Below are 20169 nucleotides of genomic sequence, written 5' to 3'. Positions count from 1 at the left end.
TAATGGAGACTGCCGGACGCGATGCGCTGCCGAACGGCAAGCGCGAGGCCGTCATAGACATTGGCTCAAACTCCGTCCGACTGGCGGTTTTTGAGCGGTTTCAGCGGTCGTTGACGCCGCTGTTCAACGAAAAGGTCTTGTGCGGCCTGGCGCGCGGGATGGATCGCGAGAACAAGCTCAGCGCGGAAGCGGTGGCAATGGCGTTAGCCAACCTGCAGCGCTTCACCCGCTTGTGTCAGGTCATGGGTGTCGATGATGTTGAACTGCTTGCGACTGCGGCGGTCCGTGACGCCAGCAATGGCAAGCAATTCGCCAGCGACGTAGAGGCCCTGACCGGTTACCCCGTGCGCATTCTCAGTGGAGAGGAGGAGGCCCGTTACGCCGCCTATGGCGTGGCGGCCGGTATTCCCGATGCGGACGGCATCGTCGGCGACCTGGGTGGCGGATCATTGGAATTGATCAAGCTGAACCATGGGCAACTGGGCGAATCCGTGACGCTGCCGTTGGGGTTGCTCCGCATGCCGTGTGACTCCTCAACCGAGCGTCAGGCGGTCGTGGATAAAATTGATGCGGCGATTGCACAGGTTGGCTGGCTTGGAGATCAGTTGGGGTCAAATTTCTACGCTGTTGGCGGTGCCTGGCGTTCGCTTGCCCGGGTAGATATCGAGCAGAACGAGTATCCGCTGCATGTGATTCACGGTTATACGCGCGCCTACCGGGATATCGAGGACATGCTGAAAGTAATCGCCCGTTTGGGGAGCCGTTCATTGGCAGCCTTCGGGTCCGTCTCCAAGCGTCGGCTTGAAACCATGCCGATGGCTGCTCTGATCATGTCGCGCGTGCTTGCTGTGGTGCAGCCGGAAAACGTTGTCTTTTGCGGCTATGGGCTGCGGGAGGGCAGCCGTTATGCGAAGCTGAGCGACGAGGCTCGTGCGCTTGACCCACTCGAGGAGATGGCGGCGGAACTCGCTCGGCGCGAAGGACGCTTTGGCGATTTGGGGGAACCGTTAATTGCCTGGACGGCGCCCCTGTTCGACGCTGCGCATAAACGCTGGGAGCGTTTGCGCCGCGCGGCTTGCTACCTGTCGGATGTCGCTTGGCGCGAACACCCCGACTACCGAGCGGAGCAATCGCTGTTGCGCCTCCTGCGGCAACCCTTTGAGGGAGCGGATCACTATGATCGCGGCTTTCTTGGGATGGCCTCCTATATCCGCTATGGCGGGCCGTTGGGCAGTGCCGCGATCGTGCCGCTCTTTGAATTGATCGACCAGGAAGCGACCCGAGAGGCAACGATCCTGGGAGCCGCCTTGCGCCTGGGGTACACCTTGTCGGGTGGCACGCGGGAGGTACTTTCCCAGTCGCGTTTGGAATTAGATGGGAGGCAGGTCAATCTGATTTTCGAAAAGGATGCCTGGGTGCCGGGTGGCGACGTTGTGGAACGCCGCCTGGCTGCCGTTCGCAAAGCCGTTGCAGCGCGTTACAGCTAGCGCTCTACGACTTCCACCTGCTGCTTCTTCAGGGTTAGAGCCAATTCGCCATGTTTAAGCCGCAGGGCGTCTTGACCGAAAATATCGCGCCGCCATCCTTTGAGCGCTGGCACATCGGCGTCGTCACTAGCGGCAATGAGTTCCAAATCGGCGCTGTTAGCCACAAGTTTTTGCGCGACATCGTGCGCCTCGCAGCGCGCCTTCAATAGAACTTTCAGTAGTTCGACCACCGGTCCGATACCGGAGGGAAGGGGAGCCTTGTTCTCGGCTGCCGGGCATTCGCCGTCCGGCAGAGCCAAGCCTGCCTCTACGGCTTTTAGAATGCCTTCACCAAGCTTGCCGCGTGCCATGTCATGGCTGATGCCGCGGGTGCGCGCCAGAGCATCGACGCTGCGCGGCTTATGCACTGCGATATCGACAAGTTGCTCGTCGCGTACCAAGCGATTGCGTGGGATGTCACGACGCTGCGCTTCTCGCTCGCGCCAAGCGCCGAGCTCGCGAAGAATTGCAAGGTAACGACGGTTGCCTGAGCGTGACTTGATCCGGCGCCAGGCTTCCGCCGGGTTGCTGGCGTAGGTGGCGGGCGCGGTCAATATATCCATCTCCGCGTCCAGCCATGATGCGCGATCGTTGGCGTCGAGCTTCTTCTTGAGCTTGCGGTAGAGGCTTCGCAAGAAAGTAACGTCGGCCAGGGCATACTCAAGCTGCCGGTCAGTCAGCGGTCTGTGGGACCAGTCGGTAAAGCGGCTGCCTTTGTCCAACTGTTCGCCTTCCAGGTCTTTGACCAGTCGCTCGTAGGAAACCTGATCGCCAAAACCACAGACCATGGCCGCCACCTGGGTATCGAAAATGGGGCGCGGTAACGCGCCATCCATGAGCCGATAGAAAATCTCCATGTCCTGTCGACCGGCATGGAAAACCTTGATTAACGACTCAGTCGCCATCAAATCCAGCATCGGCCCGACCTCCAGACCGTCAGCCAGAACATCGATAGCGGCGGCTTCTTTTGGGCCGCCGATTTGAACAAGGCAAAGTCTTGGCCAGTAGGTGCTTTCCCGCAGAAACTCTGTATCGACGGTAATGAAATCGGCGTTTTTCTGGCGTGCGCAGAAATCGGCAAGCGATTGGGAATCGGTCAAGAGGGTCATGGGCTTTTCAGATACCCTTTGCGATCGATAAAGGGAAGGCCCGAGTTGAAGCGGACTAGGGGGTGTCCTAACTTTCTTCTTGCTGATGAATGGTGGTTTGAGAGCGCTGACGGTTGACTTTAGGACCGTTCCGTTGCATTTCCGGCGGGCGGACAGCGGATCAAACTTCCAAGAAGCCTCGAAAGACGAAATTCATGCATCCTTATCGCTCTCACACTTGCGGCGCACTGCGCCTTTCAGACGAAGGCCAGGAGGTTCGCCTGTCGGGCTGGATTCACAGGAAGCGCGACCACGGCCAGTTGCTGTTCATCGATTTACGCGACCACTATGGTATTACCCAGTGCGTTCTTGATGTATCCAGCGCCCTGTTCCAGTCAGTCGAGGCAACCCGCGTCGAAAGCGTGGTGACCATCACTGGCAAGGTGATCAAGCGGACTGCCGACACGGTCAATCCCAAGCTTCCAACCGGCGAGATCGAGGTCGGAGTGGAGGCCTTCGAAATCCAGTCGAACGCCGAGTTGCTGCCGCTCCAGGTGAATGCGGAGGAAGACGCTGGCGAGGAAACTCGGTTGCGCTACCGCTACCTTGATCTGCGGCGTGAAGCCATCCACAAACGGATCGTTCAACGCGCGCAGGTTATAGCTTCCATTCGCCGCCGCATGGTCGAACAGGGTTTCACGGAGTTCCAAACACCGATCTTGACCGCGTCTAGCCCGGAGGGCGCGCGCGATTATCTGGTGCCGAGCCGTTTGCACCCCGGCAAGTTCTACGCCTTGCCGCAGGCACCTCAGATGTTCAAGCAGCTTCTGATGGTCGCCGGCTTCGACCGCTACTTCCAGATTGCCCCGTGCTTCCGCGACGAGGACAGCCGGGCCGACCGCTCTCCAGGCGAGTTTTATCAGCTCGATTTTGAGATGAGCTTCGTCACGCAAGATGATGTTTTTAAAGCAATAGAGCCTGTTCTTCATGGTGTTTTTGAAGAATTCTCGAACGGTCGTGCGGTAACGCCGGCTCCCTTCCCGAGAATTGCCTTTGACGATGCGATGCTGCGGTACGGCAGCGACAAGCCGGACCTGCGCAATCCGATTGAAATCGCCGACGTAACGACCGCCTTCGCTGGCGGAGGCTTCGGGATTTTCTCAAAGCTGATTGCCGAGAACGGTGCGGTCGTCCGCGCTATCCCAGCACCGGGCGCTGCCGGTCAACCGCGCAGCTTCTTCGACAAGCTGAATGACTGGGCGCGCAAGGAGGAGGGTAAACCGGGCCTGGGATACATCGTTTACGATGCCGAGGGTCCCAAGGGCCCGATTGCTCGAAACCTGGAGCCCGAGCGCGTCGCGGAGATCAAAGCCTTGGCCGGCCTGAAAGACGGCGATGCGGTATTCTTCGCGTGCGACAAGCCGCTTCCCGCCGCGAAGTTCGCCGGTAACGTTCGGAACAAACTTGGTGCCGAACTCGACCTGCTGGAAAAGAATTGTTTCCGGTTTTGTTGGATCGTCGATTTTCCGATGTATGAGCAGGACGAGGAAACCGGCAAGATCGACTTTTCGCACAACCCCTTCTCGATGCCCCAGGGCGGCATGGACGCTCTGCTGAACCAGGACCCCCTGACCATCAAGGCCTTTCAGTACGATATTGTCTGCAATGGCGTTGAGCTTTCCTCCGGCGCAATCCGAAATCACTTGCCTGATGTCATGATCAAGGCCTTTGAGATTGTTGGCTACAGCGCGGCTGAGGTGGAAAGCCGTTTTTCCGGGCTTTTCAGTGCGTTGCGGTATGGCGCTCCGCCCCATGGCGGCTCTGCGCCCGGTATCGACAGGATTGTCATGCTACTCGCCGATGAGCCAAACCTGCGCGAGATAGTGGCTTTCCCCATGAACCAGCGTGCGGAGGACTTGATGATGAACGCGCCGGCTGAAGTGCCGGATGATCGTCTGAGAGATTTGCATCTGCGCCTGTCGCTTCCCCCGGCGAAGAAGCCCTGATTCGGATAGCGATTTTCCCGACAATTTTGTCTAAATCGATCTGTAAAATGTTTTTAAAACAAAGCATTACAGCTCTCGAATGGACAGTCCACCGGGCCTCTCATAAAGTCTAGGGCCGAATCGAAGCGAAGGGAGACGTCGCATGACGCGACCCAGTGACAATGGCTACCGCATGCCGGCGGAGTGGGAGCCCCATCAGCGATGCTGGATGGCTTGGCCATGCCGTGAGGAGCTTTGGGGCGACGGTTTGGAAGCGGCGCGTGACGCCTATGCGGAAGTTGCGCGAGCGATCGCGGCGTTTGAGCCGGTTACCATGATCGCCAATCCCCGGGATGTTGCAGAGGTTTCGCTGCAACTTGGGCCGGGAATCGCGACTTTTTCGCAGGAGCATGACGATTCCTGGATGCGGGACAACGGTCCGACCTTTCTCGTCGATAGCCGGAGCGAACTGGCGGGCGTGGATTGGAAGTTCAATGGCTGGGGCGGCAAGTACGAACCTCACGATCTGGATGACAAGGTTGCCGAAGCTGTAATCCGCCACGTGCAGGCAGAGCTATACAAAGCGCCTATCGTGCTGGAGGGTGGCTCGATTCATACCGACGGTGAGGGCACCCTCTTAACCACCGAGCAGTGTCTGCTCAATCCCAATCGCAACTCGGGCATGGACCGTAAGCAGATTGAAGAGGTTCTTCAGGGATATCTGGGGGTGCGCAAGGTCGTTTGGCTCGGCCAGGGTCTGCACAACGACGAAACAGACGGTCACGTCGATAACTTGTGCTGCTTTGTGAAGCCCGGCGTCGTCCTGTTGCACGCCTGCCGCGACAGTAGCGACCCCAATAACGAGGTCTACAAAGACGCACGTGCCAGGTTGGAGAACGCAACGGACGCACAAGGCAGGTCCTTCGAGATCGTAGAGATCGAACAGCCGCGGCCGCGCAAAGGACGCAAGGGCGATAAGCTCGCAGCCTCTTACGTCAATTTCTATATTGCGAACGAGGGTGTCATCGTTCCGGCCTTCGACGATCCAAGGGACGAGGCTGCGTTCGACACCATTAGCAAATGTTTCCCCGACCATGATGTCGTGCAGGTTCTAGCGGGCGACATTGTTGTCGGCGGCGGTGGCATTCACTGCATTACGCAACAACAGCCGAAGGTCGATTGATTTTTCGGTCGTAACCGGCCGCTTTACTCTTCGCTGTCCGATGTTATTTCCCAGATACGCGCATGGTCCGTCGCGCGCTGAGGCGTGATCAGGCGTACCCTCTCACGGAAAGACGCTGTGCCGTCTGGCTCAGGGTCGCCCGGTTCGCGTTCGATGGCCAGCAAGGTACCGGTCTTATGGTCGGCCAGCGCCGCCGCATCCTCGGCCTCTGCACGTGCGGCGGGCAGGGCTTCGACCAGACTGGGCGCCCCATAAGCGCTGGCGAAAAGCTGCGCGAGGCGCTCGATGACTGCGTGGAATGCCGCTTCATCGATTTCCGCAACCTCAACCAAGCTGGCCCGGCCCCAGGTTTGCGTCCCCAACCAACCGCTGGCGAAAGCAATTTTCGTCTTGCCTGTTAGCGCCGTGCCATCCACGCCGATGAACGCAAAGGACCCGGGAACCGCCCACTCACCGACCTCGGCCGGTTGTTCGAACACGTGCAGATCGGAGGCATCGAGCCGAATGACGCGAGGAAACTTCATTGCATTGACCAAGATCCAGGGGAAAACAAATCAATTCGTAGCACTTTGGGCCTGTCGCACACGTCGGCTTCTCTGCACAGGCTACCTGATAAAACCGCCAAAGGGTGTGTTAAAAACGGTCGCATCAGGGTCCTTCCCAGATCACGATTGACCCATTGATATCGGCATATCAGCCTGGCACGTCGATGGACTGTTCGTGCCAGCAACATGTCATCCTAGACCAAGCGGTCGGGGAGTGGCCGGCCTGCGAAAAAGGCATCCAGGTTGTCGAGGCATTTGAAGCCCATTGCATTGCGGGTTTCGATTGTCGCGCTGCCCAGGTGCGGGAGCAGGAACACATTCTCCAGATTTCGGTAGCCGGGGTTGATCCTGGGTTCGCCCTCGAAAACATCGAGCCCTGCGGCTGCGATCTTACCCGACTTCAGTGCTGCGATTAGTGCATCGTCATCCACAAGAGTACCGCGCGCGGTGTTGACCACCACGGCCCCATCTGGAAGCAGTGCAATCCGCTGTTGATTCAAGAAGTGGTAGTTTTCAGCCGTGGCTGGGGCATTGATGGAAAGGAAATCGCAATGTGGCAGCAGACCGTCCGCCGTCTCGTGGTAGATTGCGCCTTGTTCCTGGTCCTTCGGCAGCCGTTTGCGGTTGTGGTAGTGAACCTCCATCGAAAACCCGCTTGCGCGACGCGCTACGGCTTGTCCTATGCGCCCCATGCCGAGAATGCCTAAGCGTTTGCCGGTCACCTCGATACCCATCAGCATTTTTGGGTCCCATCCGACCCAGCGATCCTCTCGCACCATCCTCTCACCTTCATAGGCGCGGCGGGCCGCGGCTAGGATCAGCAACAGCGTGATATCTGCCGTTGCGTCCGTCAGCACATCCGGTGTGTTGGTTACAGCGATGCCTCGCGCCTTTGCGGCGGCCAGATCAATGTGATCCACACCGACCGAAAAGGTCGCGATCAGCCTGACACTCTCCGGAAGTCGTCCAATTACATCTGCGGTGAATTTCTCTGTTGGCGCGCAGAAAATAGCGTCGCAGCCGGATGTGCGGGAGACGATTTCTTCGGCGTTAGGCACCCGGCCCGTGTCGTTTAGCCGCGCATCGTAATCGCGCTCAACGCGTGCCATGACGGCGTCTGGAAACTGCTGCGTTACAAAAATCTGCGGCTTTTTTGCCATAAGGTATGCTCCCTGCTCATCGCTTAGGCGCCCTCTACGCCTAGACGGTTAGTAAATCACTCTTGTGTGCCTGCCACCTTGGCAAGGCGGCATTGCAGGCTTACCTTTCTCAAGAATGTTCTGCAAGTTCCGCCACATGGTCTACTGACGGCCCTGCTACCTAATGGGAGCCACTCTTGATCGATCTGAAGCCCACTGCCTTTCTTGTTACTTCTCTATTGATTTTCTCAGGCGCAACCGAGGTCGGAGCCAGTCCTGTTCTGCAACCTCACGTAGCCGCTTACACCTTCAGGCTCGTCACCGCCCGAAGTGGTGGCAGCGTGACCGATGCAAGCGGCCGGATGACCTTTGAATTGACCGATGCTTGCAGGGGTTGGACAAGTGCTCAGAAAACCTCCTTGGATCTGGGCTTCTCCAGCGGTGGAAGCGTTACCTTTGGTTGGAGCAATTCAACATACGAAGCCAAGGATGGCAGCAGCTTTCGTTTCTTTGTCGAGCAGTTCTCCGAGGCCGGTGATGATGAGAAGCAAAGCGGTAAGGCGAAGATAAAAGCGGACGGAAGTGGCGGCGTCGCCGAGATCGAGGAGAATGGCGAAATCCGCGCTCAGGAGTTGCCGCGTGGTACGCTGTTTCCCTCCGCCTTCACTGTGAAATTGATTGATGCCGCCCGGTCGGGTGAGGTGATTCTATCGGGCCCGCTGTTCGACGGTTCGGGCGAAAAGGGCGTCTACGACGTCAGTCTGGTGATCGGCAAGCATTTGCCGCCAGGTACGGCCCCTTCTGTCGAGGGGTTGGAGAACCTGGAAAGTTGGCAGGTTCGTGCCGCTTTCTACAGTGTTGGTGATCGCAACAGCGTGCCGGATCAAGAACAATCCTTCCGGCTCTATGAGAATGGCGTGATCGATCGTCTGCAACTCGATATGGGCGATTTCGTTGTCGAAGGTCTGTTGAGCGATTACGAAACGCAAAACGCCAGCGACTGCTGACGGTTTGCCTCATTCGCTTTTCTTCAAAGGCTTTCGGGGCGGCATGGGTTTGAAACCACGGCCCTTTGCAATGGCATCTGGCCCTAGCTTGTCACGCAATCGGTCGAGCGCGTCCTCAAGCCGAATAAGGCGCGGACGGTCCGGATCGATCAGGGAGCCTTGATCCGCGTGGGAAAGCGGTTCCAACTCAGAAACGCCGACGCCGATTAGTCGAAACACCCGTCCGTCACACTCTTTCGTCAGGATGTATAGGGCTTCGCGGTAGAGTACTTCGGCTAGCCGCGTGGAGCCGTCCAGTCGATGGCTGCGGGTTATCAGCTTGAAGCTGCCCGTCTTCAGCTTCAGGACAACCGTTCCGCCTGCAAGACCTTGCGCTTTTAGCCGGCGCGCCACTTTCTCGCAGAGTGGCCAGAGGTGCCCCCTGAGCAGCGCAAGGTCGCCAATGTCCTCATCAAAAGTTGTTTCGGCGGAGATGGATTTGGTCGGGGAGTCAGGCGTGACCTTACGCTGGTCCTCGCCGCGGGAAAAACTATAGAGACGCCTGCCGATCGCACCGTAGCGCCCGACGAGAACCGCCTCCTCGTAGGCTAGGAGGTCTTTAATGTTGGCGATGCCGTCGCGTGCGAGCGTTGCTTGGAGCGCCTTGCCCACTCCCCAGATCATTCCCACCGGCTTGTCGGCTAGAAACCGCTTTGCTTCGGCCTTACCGATAATCGCAAACCCCCTGGGTTTATCGAGGTCTGAAGCCACCTTTGCGAGAAACTTGTTGTAGCTGAGACCCACCGAAGCAGTGAGGGAGAAGCGTTCCTCGATTCGCTTGATTAGAAGCGCCAAGCTGCGTGCCGGCGGCCCGCCGTGCAGCCGTTCGGTACCGGTCAGGTCAAGAAATGCCTCGTCTATCGAAAGGGGTTCGACCAACGGTGTCAGCTCCTCCATGAGTTCACGGATTTGCCGGCCAACGCTTCGGTACTTGTTCATATCCGGACGTATCACCACAGCGTCCGGACAGGCCTTCAGTGCCTTGAACATCGGCATGGCCGAGCGCACACCATAGAGTCTTGCCACGTAGCAAGCCGCCGAAACAACACCGCGATGCCCGCCACCGACGATAACCGGTTTGTCTCTTAAATCGGGGTTATCGCGCTTCTCGACAGAAGCGTAGAAAGCGTCGCAGTCGATATGCGCGATGGACAGCGAAGCAATCTCGGAATGGGAAAGAAGTCGATGGCCGCGGCATTTTGGACAACGGTCCGCCGGCGCGTCGGCAGTTTGGGAAGTGCCAGACAGCCAGCCGCAATCCCGACAGAGGGTTGTGGGAGCCGTCTGTTCCACCACTATCGCCATGATTTGCCTCTTACCGCTTGTGACAGTTTAGCGGATCGTGGCAGGAGTCGGCAGCACCTTTGAAAGCGGGTGACGGCCCTTACTGCGTTTTGATCAGCGCGTGCCGTTTGCGGCCTGCCGATAGCTTGATAACGCCATCGGGTGTCAGAGCATCGGAGGTGATTTGAAGCGTCTCGTCTTCAATCTTTTCGTCGTTTAAACGTGCGCCGCCCTGTTTGATGAGGCGCCGCGCTTCGCCGTTCGATGCCGCAAGTCCTGCACGACGAAAGAGTTCGAATGCAGCAATACCCTGTTCTAGCTCGCTACGGGCAATATCGATGGTTGGCAGGTCCTGAGCAAGCGCACCCTGCTCGAAGGTCTGGCGAGCGGTTTCTGCGGCGCGCGTCGCATTTTCCTCACCGCGGCACAACGCCGTGGCCGCCGTGGCCAGTATCTTTTTGGCCTCGTTCAGTTCGGCGCCTTCAAGCGCCTCTAGCCTGGCAATCTCTTTTTCCGGAATTTCGGTGAAAAGGCGCAGGAAACGACCCACGTCGCCATCTTCGGTATTACGCCAGTACTGCCAGTAGTCGTAGTTGGAGAGCCGCTCTTCATTCAGCCAAACGGCGCCCTGGGCGGTCTTGCCCATTTTGGCGCCGGAAGAAGTGGTCAGCAAAGGATTGGTCAATCCGAAGACTTCCGCACCATCCACCCGGCGACTGAGCTCGACGCCATTGACGATGTTTCCCCATTGGTCGGAGCCGCCCATCTGCAGACGGCAGCTGTGACTGCGTGAAAGCTGAAGAAAGTCGTAGGCCTGCAGGATCATGTAGTTGAATTCCAGGAAGGTCAGGGACTGCTCCCGATCCAGGCGCAGCTTAACCGAGTCGAAGCTCAACATCCGGTTCACGGAGAAATGCCGCCCGAAGTCCCGCAGAAAATCGATGTAGTTTATCTCACTCAGCCAGTCGTTGTTGTTGACCATGACGGCATCGGTCGGACCGTCGCCGAAGGTGAGGAAGTTCTCGAATACCCGTTTTATACCGATCATGTTGCTGGCGATTTGCTCGTCCGTCAGCAGCATTCGCGCTTCGTCGCGCCCCGACGGATCGCCGATACGTGACGTGCCACCACCCATGAGGACAATTGGTCGATGTCCGGTCTGTTGCAGCAGGCGCAAGAGCATGATCGGAAGCAAAGAGCCGGCGTGGAGGGAATCCGCGGTGCAATCGAAACCGATATAAGCCGTTACAACGCCTTTGCTCAGCAGGCTATCCAGACCCTCCAGGTCCGTGCATTGATGAATAAAGCCCCTTCGCTGGGCTTCGCGCAGAAAGTCGGATTTTACGTCGGTCATGGTTTGGTTCGCTCGTCGTAAGAAGGTGGCTCCGATCCGGGCACCGATTGTATTGCACTTCCGTATGGACGGGCGGCTCTGGTATCACAAAGCAGGCTGTTTCACAATTGATGCCGGTATCATCATTGATGGCCTTGGGGCAAAGGAACTTCGAAAGTGAATCAAACAAAGACCCAATGGGCCATCGGCATGATGAGCGGGACCTCGCTCGACGGTATCGACGCAGCGCTCATCCGCAGCGACGGTTTGACGGTTGTAGAAGCCGGGCCAAGGTTAAGCATTCCCTACGACAAGGCCTTTAGACAGCGCCTGCGCCGCCTCCTGGGACGCCGAGATTCCAGCGATGAGGTTGATGCAGTTGAGATGCTTCTTACCATGCGTCATGCCGAAGCCGTTTCCAGCCTGTTGGACAGAGCCGAGTTGAAGGCGTCAGAGGTTTCGGTTATCGGGTTTCACGGCCAGACGCTGTTTCACGCGCCAGAAGACGGTGTGACCCGGCAGATCGGCGATGGTCATCTGTTGGCGACCCTGACGGGCATACCCGTCGTCAACGAACTGCGCACGGCAGATGTTGATGCCGGTGGCCAGGGCGCGCCGCTCGTTCCGGTATTTCATGCGGCCTTGGCAGCCGGGCTTCCAAAGCCGTTGGCGGTGTTGAATATCGGTGGTGTCGCCAATGTCACCTGGATCGGAGAGCCCGAGGAAAACAGCCGGGCAGGGGACAATCTGCTGGCGTTCGATACCGGACCGGGGAACGCGCTGATCGATGACTGGGTCTTTGGTTTCAATGCGGGTAACTACGATAAGGATGGGTTGCTGGCCCGGCGTGGCAAGGTCGACGAAAGCTTGCTGGCAACCTGGTTACAGCATGAATTCTTCAAACAGAGGCCACCCAAGTCGTTAGACAGGAACAGTTTCCAGGTTGATGGCGTGAACGGTCATTCGCTAGACGAAGGGGCAGCGACATTGACGGCCTTCACAGTCGCCGCCGTCGCCAAGGCTGCTGCCTGGCTTCCGCAGACACCACTGCGGTGGCTGATCTGCGGCGGCGGGCGTCATAACGGTTTCATGATGGACGCGCTAAAAGAATGTTTGGGCACCGCCGTCGATCCTGTCGAGGCGGTCGGCTGGGATGGCGATGCCATCGAGGCCCAGGCCTTTGGGTATCTCGCACTCCGATCTCTGGCGAAACAGCCTTTGACCTTCCCGGGAACGACGGGGGTTGCTTCACCTACCACGGGCGGCCAACTGCACCTGCCGCCCGGGTATCAAAAGCCAACGTCCGGGTAATCAGGCGGCCGCAGCCCTGCGTTTGTCGACATGATCGGCCACGTGCTCGCAGAGCAGCTCCATTTGATCCTTGAAGAAGTGGTCGGCGTCGGGAATCACCCGGTAGTCGATGGCAATGCCTCGCTGTGCCTGTAATTTCTGCACCAGCTTCGCGACCGAGGGTTCCGGCACCAACTCGTCCTTCTGGCCCTGGACGATCAGCCCGGAAGAGGGACAGGGAGCCAGGAAGGTGAAATCGTACATGTTCGCCGGCGGCGCGACCGAGACGAAGCCTTCGATCTCTGGCCGCCGCATCAATAGCTGCATGCCAATCCATGCTCCGAATGAAAAGCCTGCGACCCAGCAAGCGCGTGCGTTCGGATTGATTGTCTGCAACCAATCCAACGCAGAAGCCGCATCCGACAATTCACCCTCGCCACGGTCATAGACGCCCTGGCTTCGGCCGACACCGCGGAAATTGAACCGCAGGACTGAGAAGCCTTGCTTGGCGAATGTGTGGAACAGGTGATAGGCCACCTTGTTGTTCATCGTTCCGCCGTGCTGCGGGTGCGGGTGCAAAATAATTGCGACCGGCGCATTGGCTTCCCGATTGTGCAAGTAGCGGCCTTCGAGGCGGCCTTCCGGCCCATTTATGATCACATCAGGCATATTGTCGCATTACCTCAGCTTTACATTGACCATCATCGAACAAATATCTGACTCTTACAGTATGGTATTGCGAGCCTTTTTCAGGCGGGTCGCTGTGCAATACTTGACTGGACAGGTAGGTTTTCTGCAGTTTGGTACCTGTTCGATCAGCTCATCGGCCACCACATGGTGATGTGTGGGGCCGATAGGCAGTGGTTTAATAGGCGGCGGAGTGTAGCATGGCAAGCAAGGGCTTTCTCAAGTCTCTTAAAGAAGAAATCGATTCAAGTCTCGCCCGCGACCCCGCGGCGAAGTCTGCCCTTGAGGTAGTGCTTTGTTATCCGGGTTTCCAGGCCACGATGATGTATCGCCTCGCTCACTGGTTCTGGGAGCGGAGGTTACACCTGTTGGGGCGTTGGATCACGGCCGTGGCCCGCTTTCTTACCGGGATCGAGATTCATCCAGGTGCGCGCATCGGTCGTCGGTTTTTCATCGACCACGGAATGGGCGTGGTTATTGGTGAGACGGCTGAAATCGGCGACGACGTGACGCTTTATCAAGGTGTTACTCTGGGTGGCGTCGCACCGTCGGTGGACAGTGATGCACAGCGTAACCAAAAGCGACACCCAACGCTGCTCAACAACGTGATTGTCGGGTCCGGCGCACAGGTGCTCGGGCCCGTGACCGTGGGTAACTGTGCGCGTGTGGGCGCGAACGCCGTGGTTACCAAGGATGTGGGGAACAACGTCACAGTGGTTGGTATTCCGGCTAAGGTCGTGGCCCAGGCCGGCCGTTCGGCCGATCCTGCTCCCTTTGTTGCCTATGGTACGCCCGTTGGTGACTTGCCCGACCCGGTAGCACGTGCATTGGAGGGACTGATGGACGAAGTCACGCGATTGCGTGGCCGATTGGACGAGCTTGAGAACATCGTCGAGGAGAAGGGGCAAAATACGACCGGGACACCTGCGGTCGGCAGCCCCGGAGAGGAACACGAGGCGACCGCAAGCGGCGGTAAGTGCTGACGCCCTCCATGTTTCTTCGGATCGCTAGGAGGTAGGGAAAATGAGATTGAGTACGAAAGGTCGTTATGCCGTCATGGCGTTGGTCGACTTGGCTTGCGAATCTATTGGCAAGCCCATCACCCTGGCGGATATCGCCGAACGGCAGGAGATATCCTTGTCCTACCTGGAGCAGCTATTCGCCAAACTGCGTCGGGCCAATCTCGTCACTTCCGTACGTGGTCCTGGCGGCGGCTATCTACTCGCCCGGCCTGCCGCCGAGACCCGTATCTCCGACATAATAATGGCCGTTGATGAGCCAATTCGCGCGACGCGCTGCATGCCGGGCCAACCTTACGGTTGCCGCGGCAATCAAAGTCGATGTCTGACACACGATCTATGGGAAGAACTCGGAAATCAGATCTACCTGTATCTTTCCTCCGTCTCGGTTGCCGACATTGTCAATCGCCGCGTTCTAGGTACAAGTGGTCTGGACAGATTTCCAGCTGCTCTCGACAAAGTAAGCCACGACAGAGGCGCCGATTTGGAGTCGGATAAACTGGTGGCTTCCCGATAAAGTCCTATCCGGCATCGCAATCAGCGATTTTTTTTAACTGGAGCCTTCCACGCGGATCTTTGACCTGGACGACGATGAAAGCAGCAGCGACCTATTTGGACCACAATGCAACCTCGCCATTGCGGCCTGCAGCCCGATCAGCGGTGCTGGCGGCGTTGGAAGTTTGCGGCAACGCATCGTCCGTGCATGGGTTTGGCCGCAAGGCGCGAGGCCTTTTGGATGACGCGCGCCAGGATCTGGCGCACTTGTTTGGAGCGGGCAGCGGGCAGCTTGTTTTTACCTCCGGCGCGACCGAAGCGAACAACCAGGCATTACTGACTGCGAAGCAGGGCCCGATCCTGCTTTCCGCCGGCGAGCATGATTCGCTGCTGCAGTCTTGCGCCGACGCCGAAATCATCCCCTTGTGTGAGAACGGCTTGGTCGATCTCGAGTGGTTGGCTGCGCGTCTGAGCCGCAAGCCGACGCCAGCGATGGTTTCCGTAATGCTGGTCAACAATGAGACCGGCGTTGTTCAACCCCTGGAAGACGTCGTGGCCTTGGCAAAGAGCGTTGGCGCTCTCGTGCATTGCGATGCCGTGCAGGCTGCCGGAAAGCTTCGACTTTCCTTCAGCGAGCTTGGTGTCGACCTCCTATCGCTCTCTGCACATAAGATCGGTGGTCCGGCGGGTTGTGGCTTGTTGATACAGCGCGACGGACTCAGTGTGACCCCATTGGTGCGCGGAGGCGGCCAGGAGCGCCGCCGTCGTGCCGGAACCGAGAACCTAATTGGTATCGTAGGCTTTGCTGCCGCGGCCAGGGAGGCCGAGCAGGGTCGTCAGGACGCGATGGACCGCTTGGGAGCCTGGCGGCAGGCTTTTGAGGATGCTGTTCTGGCAGAAGCGCCGGAGGCCGTGATTTATGGCGACGGCGCGCCCAGAGTTGCAAACACGATTTGTCTAGGCGTGCCGCGATTGCCTGCTGAAACACAAGTGATGGCGATGGATTTGGCAGGTTTTGCCGTCAGCGCCGGCTCGGCTTGTTCTTCCGGCAAGGTAACACCCTCTCATGTTCTGCGCGCAATGGGCGTCGAACCCGATGCTGCCGCCTCGGCAATTCGGATCAGCTTGGGTTGGAACAGTCAGGCGGAGGACTTACCGCGATTCCTTAAAGCATGGCTTGCGCTTTATGACCGCAGTCGGGCTGCGGCTTGAACATGGAAACAAAATCCAAAGTGACAAAGGACAATACGCCTAAAACGCCGGTGTATCTGGACTATCAAGCCACAACGCCCCTCGATCCGAGAGTTTTCAAGGCGATGGAGCCCTATTTCACGGAGTTCTTTGCCAATCCTCACAGTGTCGAGCACAGCCCTGGCAGGGCAGTCGCCGCCGCCGTCGAGGAGGCGCGCGAGCAGGTCGCCGCCTTGATCGGCGCTGACCCTCGCGAGGTGATTTTTACGTCGGGCGCAACTGAGGCGAACAATCTTGCGATCAAGGGAGCCGCACGCTTCTTGAGGCGGCACAAGGGGCTCGATCACATAGTCACCCTGGCAACCGAGCATAAGTGTGTGTTGGAGTCCGTTCGCGCGCTCGAGCGTGAAGGTTTTCGCGCCACCTATCTGCCGGTTCTTCCCAGCGGCTTGGTTGATATGGACAAGCTCGCCCTGGCCCTGGAATCCAAAACCGCTCTGGTTTGCGTGATGGCGGTAAACAACGAAACGGGCGTGATACAGCCTTTGGCCCGGATTGGCGCGCTTTGCCGTGCGCGCGGTGTCCTGTTTCACAGCGACGCCGCACAGGCTGCAGGACGCATCGCATTGGACATGGAAGCCATGCAGATCGACCTATTGAGCCTGTCCAGCCATAAAATCTATGGTCCCAAAGGTATGGGGGCGCTTTACGTGCGCCGCCGCCCACGTGTTCGCCTGGAGCCCTTGTTCGACGGCGGTGGGCAAGAGCGTGGGTTGCGATCCGGAACACTGCCGGCGCCGCTCTGCATAGGTTTCGGTGAGGCTTGTCGCATCGCCGGTGAGGAGCGGGAGAGCGACAATGCCCGTGTTTCGGCCTTGCGCGCGCGCCTGCTCGATGGTTTAAGGGCGCGCGTTGAAGGTGTAACGGTCAATGGCGAGTGGGACCAGCGGATCGCGGGCAATCTCAATCTCCGGTTCGCAGGTGTTAATGCTCAATCGCTAATTGCCGCTGTCCCCGACTTGGCGTTTTCAACGGGGTCCGCTTGCAGTTCGGCGGAAGTCGAGCCGTCTTATGTATTGGGTGCGCTGGGTTTGGACGAAGCGCAGTCACGCCAGTCGATGCGTTTGGCCCTGGGCCGTTTCACGAGTGAAGTCGACGTAGATTTTGCCGTGGCGACGCTTTCGGACGCGGTGCGGGCGCTGCGGGCGCAGAAACGCCAGGGTGCGGCGGAATAGAAGCAAACAAAGGTTATCGTGAAGAGGAGTTTCGAGAGTATGCCGAAGATGGTCTTCATCGAGCGGGATGGAAATCGCAAGGAAGTCGATGCGCCGGTTGGCCTATCGGTGCTGGAGATAGCGCACCGCAATGACGTCGATATCGAAGGTGCTTGTGAAGGCTCGCTCGCCTGTTCCACCTGCCACGTCATCCTGGAAGCCGATTGGTATACCAAGTTGGAAGATGCTTCCGAAGATGAAGAGGATATGCTCGATCTCGCTTTCGGTCTTACTGAAACCTCTCGCCTGGGCTGCCAGATCATCATGAATGATGATCTTGATGGCCTGACGGTCAAGCTGCCCGCCGAAACCCGCAATATGCTTTTCGAGTAGGACCGCTGTCAGTGGCGGCACTGTTTGAGGAATTGAAGGCCAACTGCCGCGATGACTGGGCAGCCTATACCAACCATTCTTTTGTTCGTGCGCTCGCGGCAGGGACGCTCGAGATCGAGGCATTTCGATTTTATCTGGCGCAGGACTATCTGTTCCTGAAGCATTTCGCGCGCGCTTACGCTCTGGCGGTCTATAAAAGCGAAACTCTTTCTGATATGCGGGCAGCCGTTGCGACCCTGGATGGTCTCCTTAATCATGAGATGCTGCTGCATGTCGATTTGGCGGCAGGGTGGGGAATAGATGCAAAGGCGTTGGAAGCCACCGTCGAGCACCCTGCCAACATGGCCTATACGCGTTTTGTCCTGGAGCGTGGTCTGGCCGGAGACCTACTGGATCTGTTAGTGGCATTGGCGCCCTGTGTAGTCGGTTATGGCGAAATCGGTTCGCGTTTGCTCGCCGATAGTAGCGCCACACTGGCAGCCAACCCCTATCGCTCCTGGATTGAGACCTATGGTGGTGTGGAGTACCAGGAGATTGCGGCCGCGGCAGCTGCGCAGATCGAACGTGTTGCCAGCGATCGCTTGGGTGATCGCCCGACGGCGAACCTTCGCTGGGCGACGATTCAGGAAACATTCGCGGCCGCCACCCGGTTAGAGGTGGGTTTCTGGCAGATGGGTCTGGACGCCGCCGCCCGATGAAGTGGCGAAGCTATCCGGCCGTCGCCTTTTCCGCGATTGCTTTGAAGATGACATCAAGTTCGCGCGCCAGATCATCGAGTGCTACACCGCCGTCGTCGTAGGGCGCAAAAACCTCACTGGGAGGAGCGTAGCTGAGCGTCGCCGTCCCATCGCTGTTCTCGGTAATGTAGAAACGGATCGGCGCTTCGATACCCGCCGGGATCGAGGCCGCCAGCATGCGCTTGGCGAAATCGGGACGGTAGACGCCTATGACCATGTTGCCGGGTATATCCTCGTCAAGGAGCTTCTTGACGCCGACGGTGGCGCTGGCCCGAGACACGATCCCCATTTGCTGCTCGGCCACGGCATCGTTGAAACGCTCGACGAGAGCGCCATAGCTATGGGGTGTGGAAATCACGACCCAGTTCCGGGGCCATGCCGGTTCATCGGCTCTAGGCGCTACTATCGCGACCAACAGCCAAGCCAAAGTCAGTATCGTAAGTTTCGGAAATCTCATCTTTGCCTCCCATCGGGCAGGCCATCTGTGCAAAATAGGCCAGACGGCAACCTTAGGGGTCGTATCCAGCGCGGGCAAAGGTCAAGCCGAACACGGCGAGTCACAAGTGGGTGAAGTCGGTAAGTCGCGAATTTTAGGGGGCGCGTATTCGATGCGGAGTGCTGCCGAGCGAGCGATGAAATTGTTAAGGCAGGCGGAGCGTGTTGAGCCTTTCGTCTTCCGGCCCTGGTTCGATCGTCTGACACTGCGCGGAATTCTGGACTGGTTTCAGCCCTTGTCGCGTGCCTGGAGCCTCGCGGAGGCCGTGGATTATGACCCTGCCGACTACGTCGCAGGAATCGGCAAGCCCCTGCCGCCAGGTCCCGGTTGGGAGCGTGGGTTGGCGTTGTTGCTGGGAAGGGCCGAGGAGCAGCGCCACGAATGGGTCGGCGCGGACCGGCGTTGGCAGGAAGGGTTTTTTGGCGCTGACGCCGCAAGCATCGACTTAGTAGCGCTGGAAGCGGCACGCATGGGCGCAGCCGACCGCTTCATGAACGCCCGTAGCCTTTTTCTGCCGCTCAAGCTGTTGGGGCGGTTGCCGCCCTTGTCTTGGGATATAGCAACCCCGGAAAAGTTAGGAACGTCCTTCGACGGAGCGGCGGCCGACCCGGTACGCTTCCTGGACCCCACGCAAGCAACTGCCAAATTGCGGCAGACCCACAGCATGATCGAGGGCGGTGTCCGACATCGCTGGATAACTGCGGAAGGCCAGTCCGAAAACGACGGCGCACCGCTCTGGGCCCGGGTCATAGAGCCTGTTGATGCTGTTGATCCACCTACCTTGGTTTTTCTCCACGGTATTTCCATGGAGACGGATTTTTGGGCGGGATTCAACGATGCGGCGATGTTAGCGGTCAAACAGGGCTTTCGGCTGATTCGAGCCGAAGGCCCCGGACATGGCCGTCGCCGGGCTCCCGGCACATTCGGCGGCGAGGAGGTGCTTTCGACAGGCCCCTTCGGCTTTATCAATTATATCAGCCGCCATCTGCTCGAGGCTGCGCTCTTGATTGCCTGGGCGCGGGGGCAGGGCGGCGGCCCGGTAGGGCTGGCCGGTGTAAGCTTGGGTGGACTGACAGCCCAGAAACTAGCTTGCGCATCACGCCACTGGCCCGATGCCTACAAGCCGGATGCCTTGATGTTGATGGTGGTCAGTGGGCGGGTTTCAACTTTGAAGATGGGGGGGCGCCTTGCCGGGGAAATGCGCCTGCCCGAACGTCTGGCCAAGGCCGGTTGGACGGACGACCTGCTGCGCCGCTATGCGCCGCTGGTCGAGCCGGAACGTGATGCGCCGCTGCCGCCGGAGCGAATCTTCATGCTGTTGGGTGTTGAAGACGAGATCATGCCAATTTCCGAAGGCCGTGCGCTGGCGCGCGACTGGCGCTTGCCGGACGAGAACGTCACAATCCGACCACAGGGCCACTTCACCGCTTATCTTGGGTTGCCTGCCGCGCCGCAGCCGTTCTTCCAGTTCTTGCAACGAATCAAGCATTTATAGGGATATGACTCGGGCTGCTACGC

Annotated in this window: 19 protein-coding genes; 12 read left to right on the top strand and 7 right to left on the bottom strand. The window is 58.6% G+C overall.

The annotated features are described in order from the left end of the window. Window positions 1–2 precede the first annotated feature (2 nt). Window positions 3–1487, top strand: coding sequence for a Ppx/GppA family phosphatase (locus FHR98_RS06510; RefSeq protein WP_183415846.1), 1485 nt, complete (start codon window positions 3–5; stop codon window positions 1485–1487). Here FHR98_RS06510 and rnd read toward each other — a convergent pair. Then, a complete protein-coding gene (rnd, locus tag FHR98_RS06505; protein ID WP_183415845.1) occupies window positions 1484–2635 on the bottom strand; it encodes a ribonuclease D in 1152 nt (383 codons plus the stop codon). The two genes, FHR98_RS06510 and rnd, sit on opposite strands and share 4 nt — an antisense overlap. A 194-nt stretch (window positions 2636–2829) precedes the next feature. Between rnd and aspS the strand changes: the two genes are divergently transcribed. Next, window positions 2830–4620 (top strand): aspartate--tRNA ligase, encoded by a 1791-nt coding sequence (gene aspS / locus FHR98_RS06500; protein WP_183415844.1) that lies wholly within the window; start codon window positions 2830–2832, stop codon window positions 4618–4620. Between the two features lie 142 nt (window positions 4621–4762). After that, on the top strand, window positions 4763–5782 hold the full coding sequence (aguA, locus tag FHR98_RS06495) for an agmatine deiminase (protein ID WP_183415843.1): 1020 nt from the start codon (window positions 4763–4765) through the stop codon (window positions 5780–5782). 23 nt (window positions 5783–5805) lie between these two features. On the opposite strand, the gene FHR98_RS06490 is transcribed toward aguA, so the two are convergent. After that, window positions 5806–6306: a DUF6505 family protein gene (locus FHR98_RS06490; RefSeq protein ID WP_183415842.1), complete on the bottom strand. Its 501-nt coding sequence runs from the start codon at window positions 6304–6306 to the stop codon at window positions 5806–5808. A gap of 215 nt (window positions 6307–6521) precedes the next feature. After that, window positions 6522–7487 carry a 2-hydroxyacid dehydrogenase gene (locus FHR98_RS06485; RefSeq protein WP_183415841.1) on the bottom strand — a complete coding sequence of 322 codons (966 nt, stop codon included), beginning with the start codon at window positions 7485–7487 and terminating at the stop codon, window positions 6522–6524. Window positions 7488–7663: 176 nt separating this feature from the next. Here FHR98_RS06485 and FHR98_RS06480 point away from each other — a divergent pair, with 176 nt between their 5' ends. Beyond that, the gene (locus FHR98_RS06480; protein WP_183415840.1) at window positions 7664–8473 is read left to right on the top strand and encodes an EipB family protein; all 810 of its coding nucleotides are present in this window, start codon (window positions 7664–7666) and stop codon (window positions 8471–8473) included. Window positions 8474–8482: 9 nt separating this feature from the next. Here FHR98_RS06480 and FHR98_RS06475 read toward each other — a convergent pair whose 3' ends face one another. Together FHR98_RS06475 and tyrS are read right to left on the bottom strand one after the other, a co-directional pair. Continuing rightward, entirely contained in the window at window positions 8483–9817 is a 1335-nt protein-coding gene (locus tag FHR98_RS06475; RefSeq protein WP_183415839.1) for a DNA polymerase IV, read from the bottom strand. A 79-nt stretch (window positions 9818–9896) separates the two neighbouring features. Further along, window positions 9897–11150, bottom strand: a complete 1254-nt coding sequence (gene tyrS, locus FHR98_RS06470; protein ID WP_183415838.1) for a tyrosine--tRNA ligase — start codon at window positions 11148–11150, stop codon at window positions 9897–9899. 156 nt (window positions 11151–11306) lie between these two features. Between tyrS and FHR98_RS06465 the strand changes: the two genes are divergently transcribed. After that, window positions 11307–12440, top strand: a complete 1134-nt coding sequence (locus FHR98_RS06465) for an anhydro-N-acetylmuramic acid kinase (RefSeq protein WP_322091220.1) — start codon at window positions 11307–11309, stop codon at window positions 12438–12440. Here the strand turns inward: FHR98_RS06465 and FHR98_RS06460 are convergent, their stop codons facing one another. After that, a complete protein-coding gene (locus FHR98_RS06460; RefSeq protein WP_183415837.1) occupies window positions 12441–13088 on the bottom strand; it encodes an alpha/beta hydrolase in 648 nt (215 codons plus the stop codon). Between the two features lie 218 nt (window positions 13089–13306). Between FHR98_RS06460 and cysE the strand changes: the two genes are divergently transcribed. The 6 genes from cysE (at window position 13307) to tenA (ending at window position 18116) form a co-directional block, all read left to right on the top strand. Next, window positions 13307–14089 (top strand): serine O-acetyltransferase, encoded by a 783-nt coding sequence (gene cysE / locus FHR98_RS06455; protein WP_183415836.1) that lies wholly within the window; start codon window positions 13307–13309, stop codon window positions 14087–14089. Between the two features lie 40 nt (window positions 14090–14129). Beyond that, window positions 14130–14642 carry an Rrf2 family transcriptional regulator gene (locus FHR98_RS06450; RefSeq protein ID WP_183415835.1) on the top strand — a complete coding sequence of 171 codons (513 nt, stop codon included), beginning with the start codon at window positions 14130–14132 and terminating at the stop codon, window positions 14640–14642. A gap of 74 nt (window positions 14643–14716) precedes the next feature. Then, window positions 14717–15832: a cysteine desulfurase family protein gene (locus FHR98_RS06445; RefSeq protein WP_183415834.1), complete on the top strand. Its 1116-nt coding sequence runs from the start codon at window positions 14717–14719 to the stop codon at window positions 15830–15832. Between the two features lie 20 nt (window positions 15833–15852). Further along, window positions 15853–17046: an aminotransferase class V-fold PLP-dependent enzyme gene (locus tag FHR98_RS06440; protein ID WP_322091219.1), complete on the top strand. Its 1194-nt coding sequence runs from the start codon at window positions 15853–15855 to the stop codon at window positions 17044–17046. Window positions 17047–17085: 39 nt separating this feature from the next. Next, a complete protein-coding gene (locus FHR98_RS06435) occupies window positions 17086–17418 on the top strand; it encodes a ferredoxin family 2Fe-2S iron-sulfur cluster binding protein (protein WP_183415832.1) in 333 nt (110 codons plus the stop codon). A gap of 11 nt (window positions 17419–17429) precedes the next feature. After that, window positions 17430–18116: a thiaminase II gene (gene tenA / locus FHR98_RS06430; RefSeq protein ID WP_183415831.1), complete on the top strand. Its 687-nt coding sequence runs from the start codon at window positions 17430–17432 to the stop codon at window positions 18114–18116. A gap of 10 nt (window positions 18117–18126) precedes the next feature. Here the strand turns inward: tenA and FHR98_RS06425 are convergent, their stop codons facing one another. Beyond that, window positions 18127–18612 carry a DUF302 domain-containing protein gene (locus FHR98_RS06425; protein WP_183415830.1) on the bottom strand — a complete coding sequence of 162 codons (486 nt, stop codon included), beginning with the start codon at window positions 18610–18612 and terminating at the stop codon, window positions 18127–18129. A gap of 175 nt (window positions 18613–18787) precedes the next feature. Here FHR98_RS06425 and FHR98_RS06420 point away from each other — a divergent pair, with 175 nt between their 5' ends. Continuing rightward, window positions 18788–20146, top strand: coding sequence for an alpha/beta hydrolase family protein (locus tag FHR98_RS06420; RefSeq protein WP_183415829.1), 1359 nt, complete (start codon window positions 18788–18790; stop codon window positions 20144–20146). The last annotated feature ends 23 nt before the right edge of the window (window positions 20147–20169 follow it).

The sequence above is a fragment of the Limibacillus halophilus genome (assembly GCF_014191775.1).
Taxonomy (GTDB): Bacteria; Pseudomonadota; Alphaproteobacteria; order Kiloniellales; family CECT-8803; genus Limibacillus; species Limibacillus halophilus.
The sequence above is the reverse complement of the archived record's forward strand: the minus strand, read 5'-3'. Positions and strand labels throughout refer to the sequence as shown.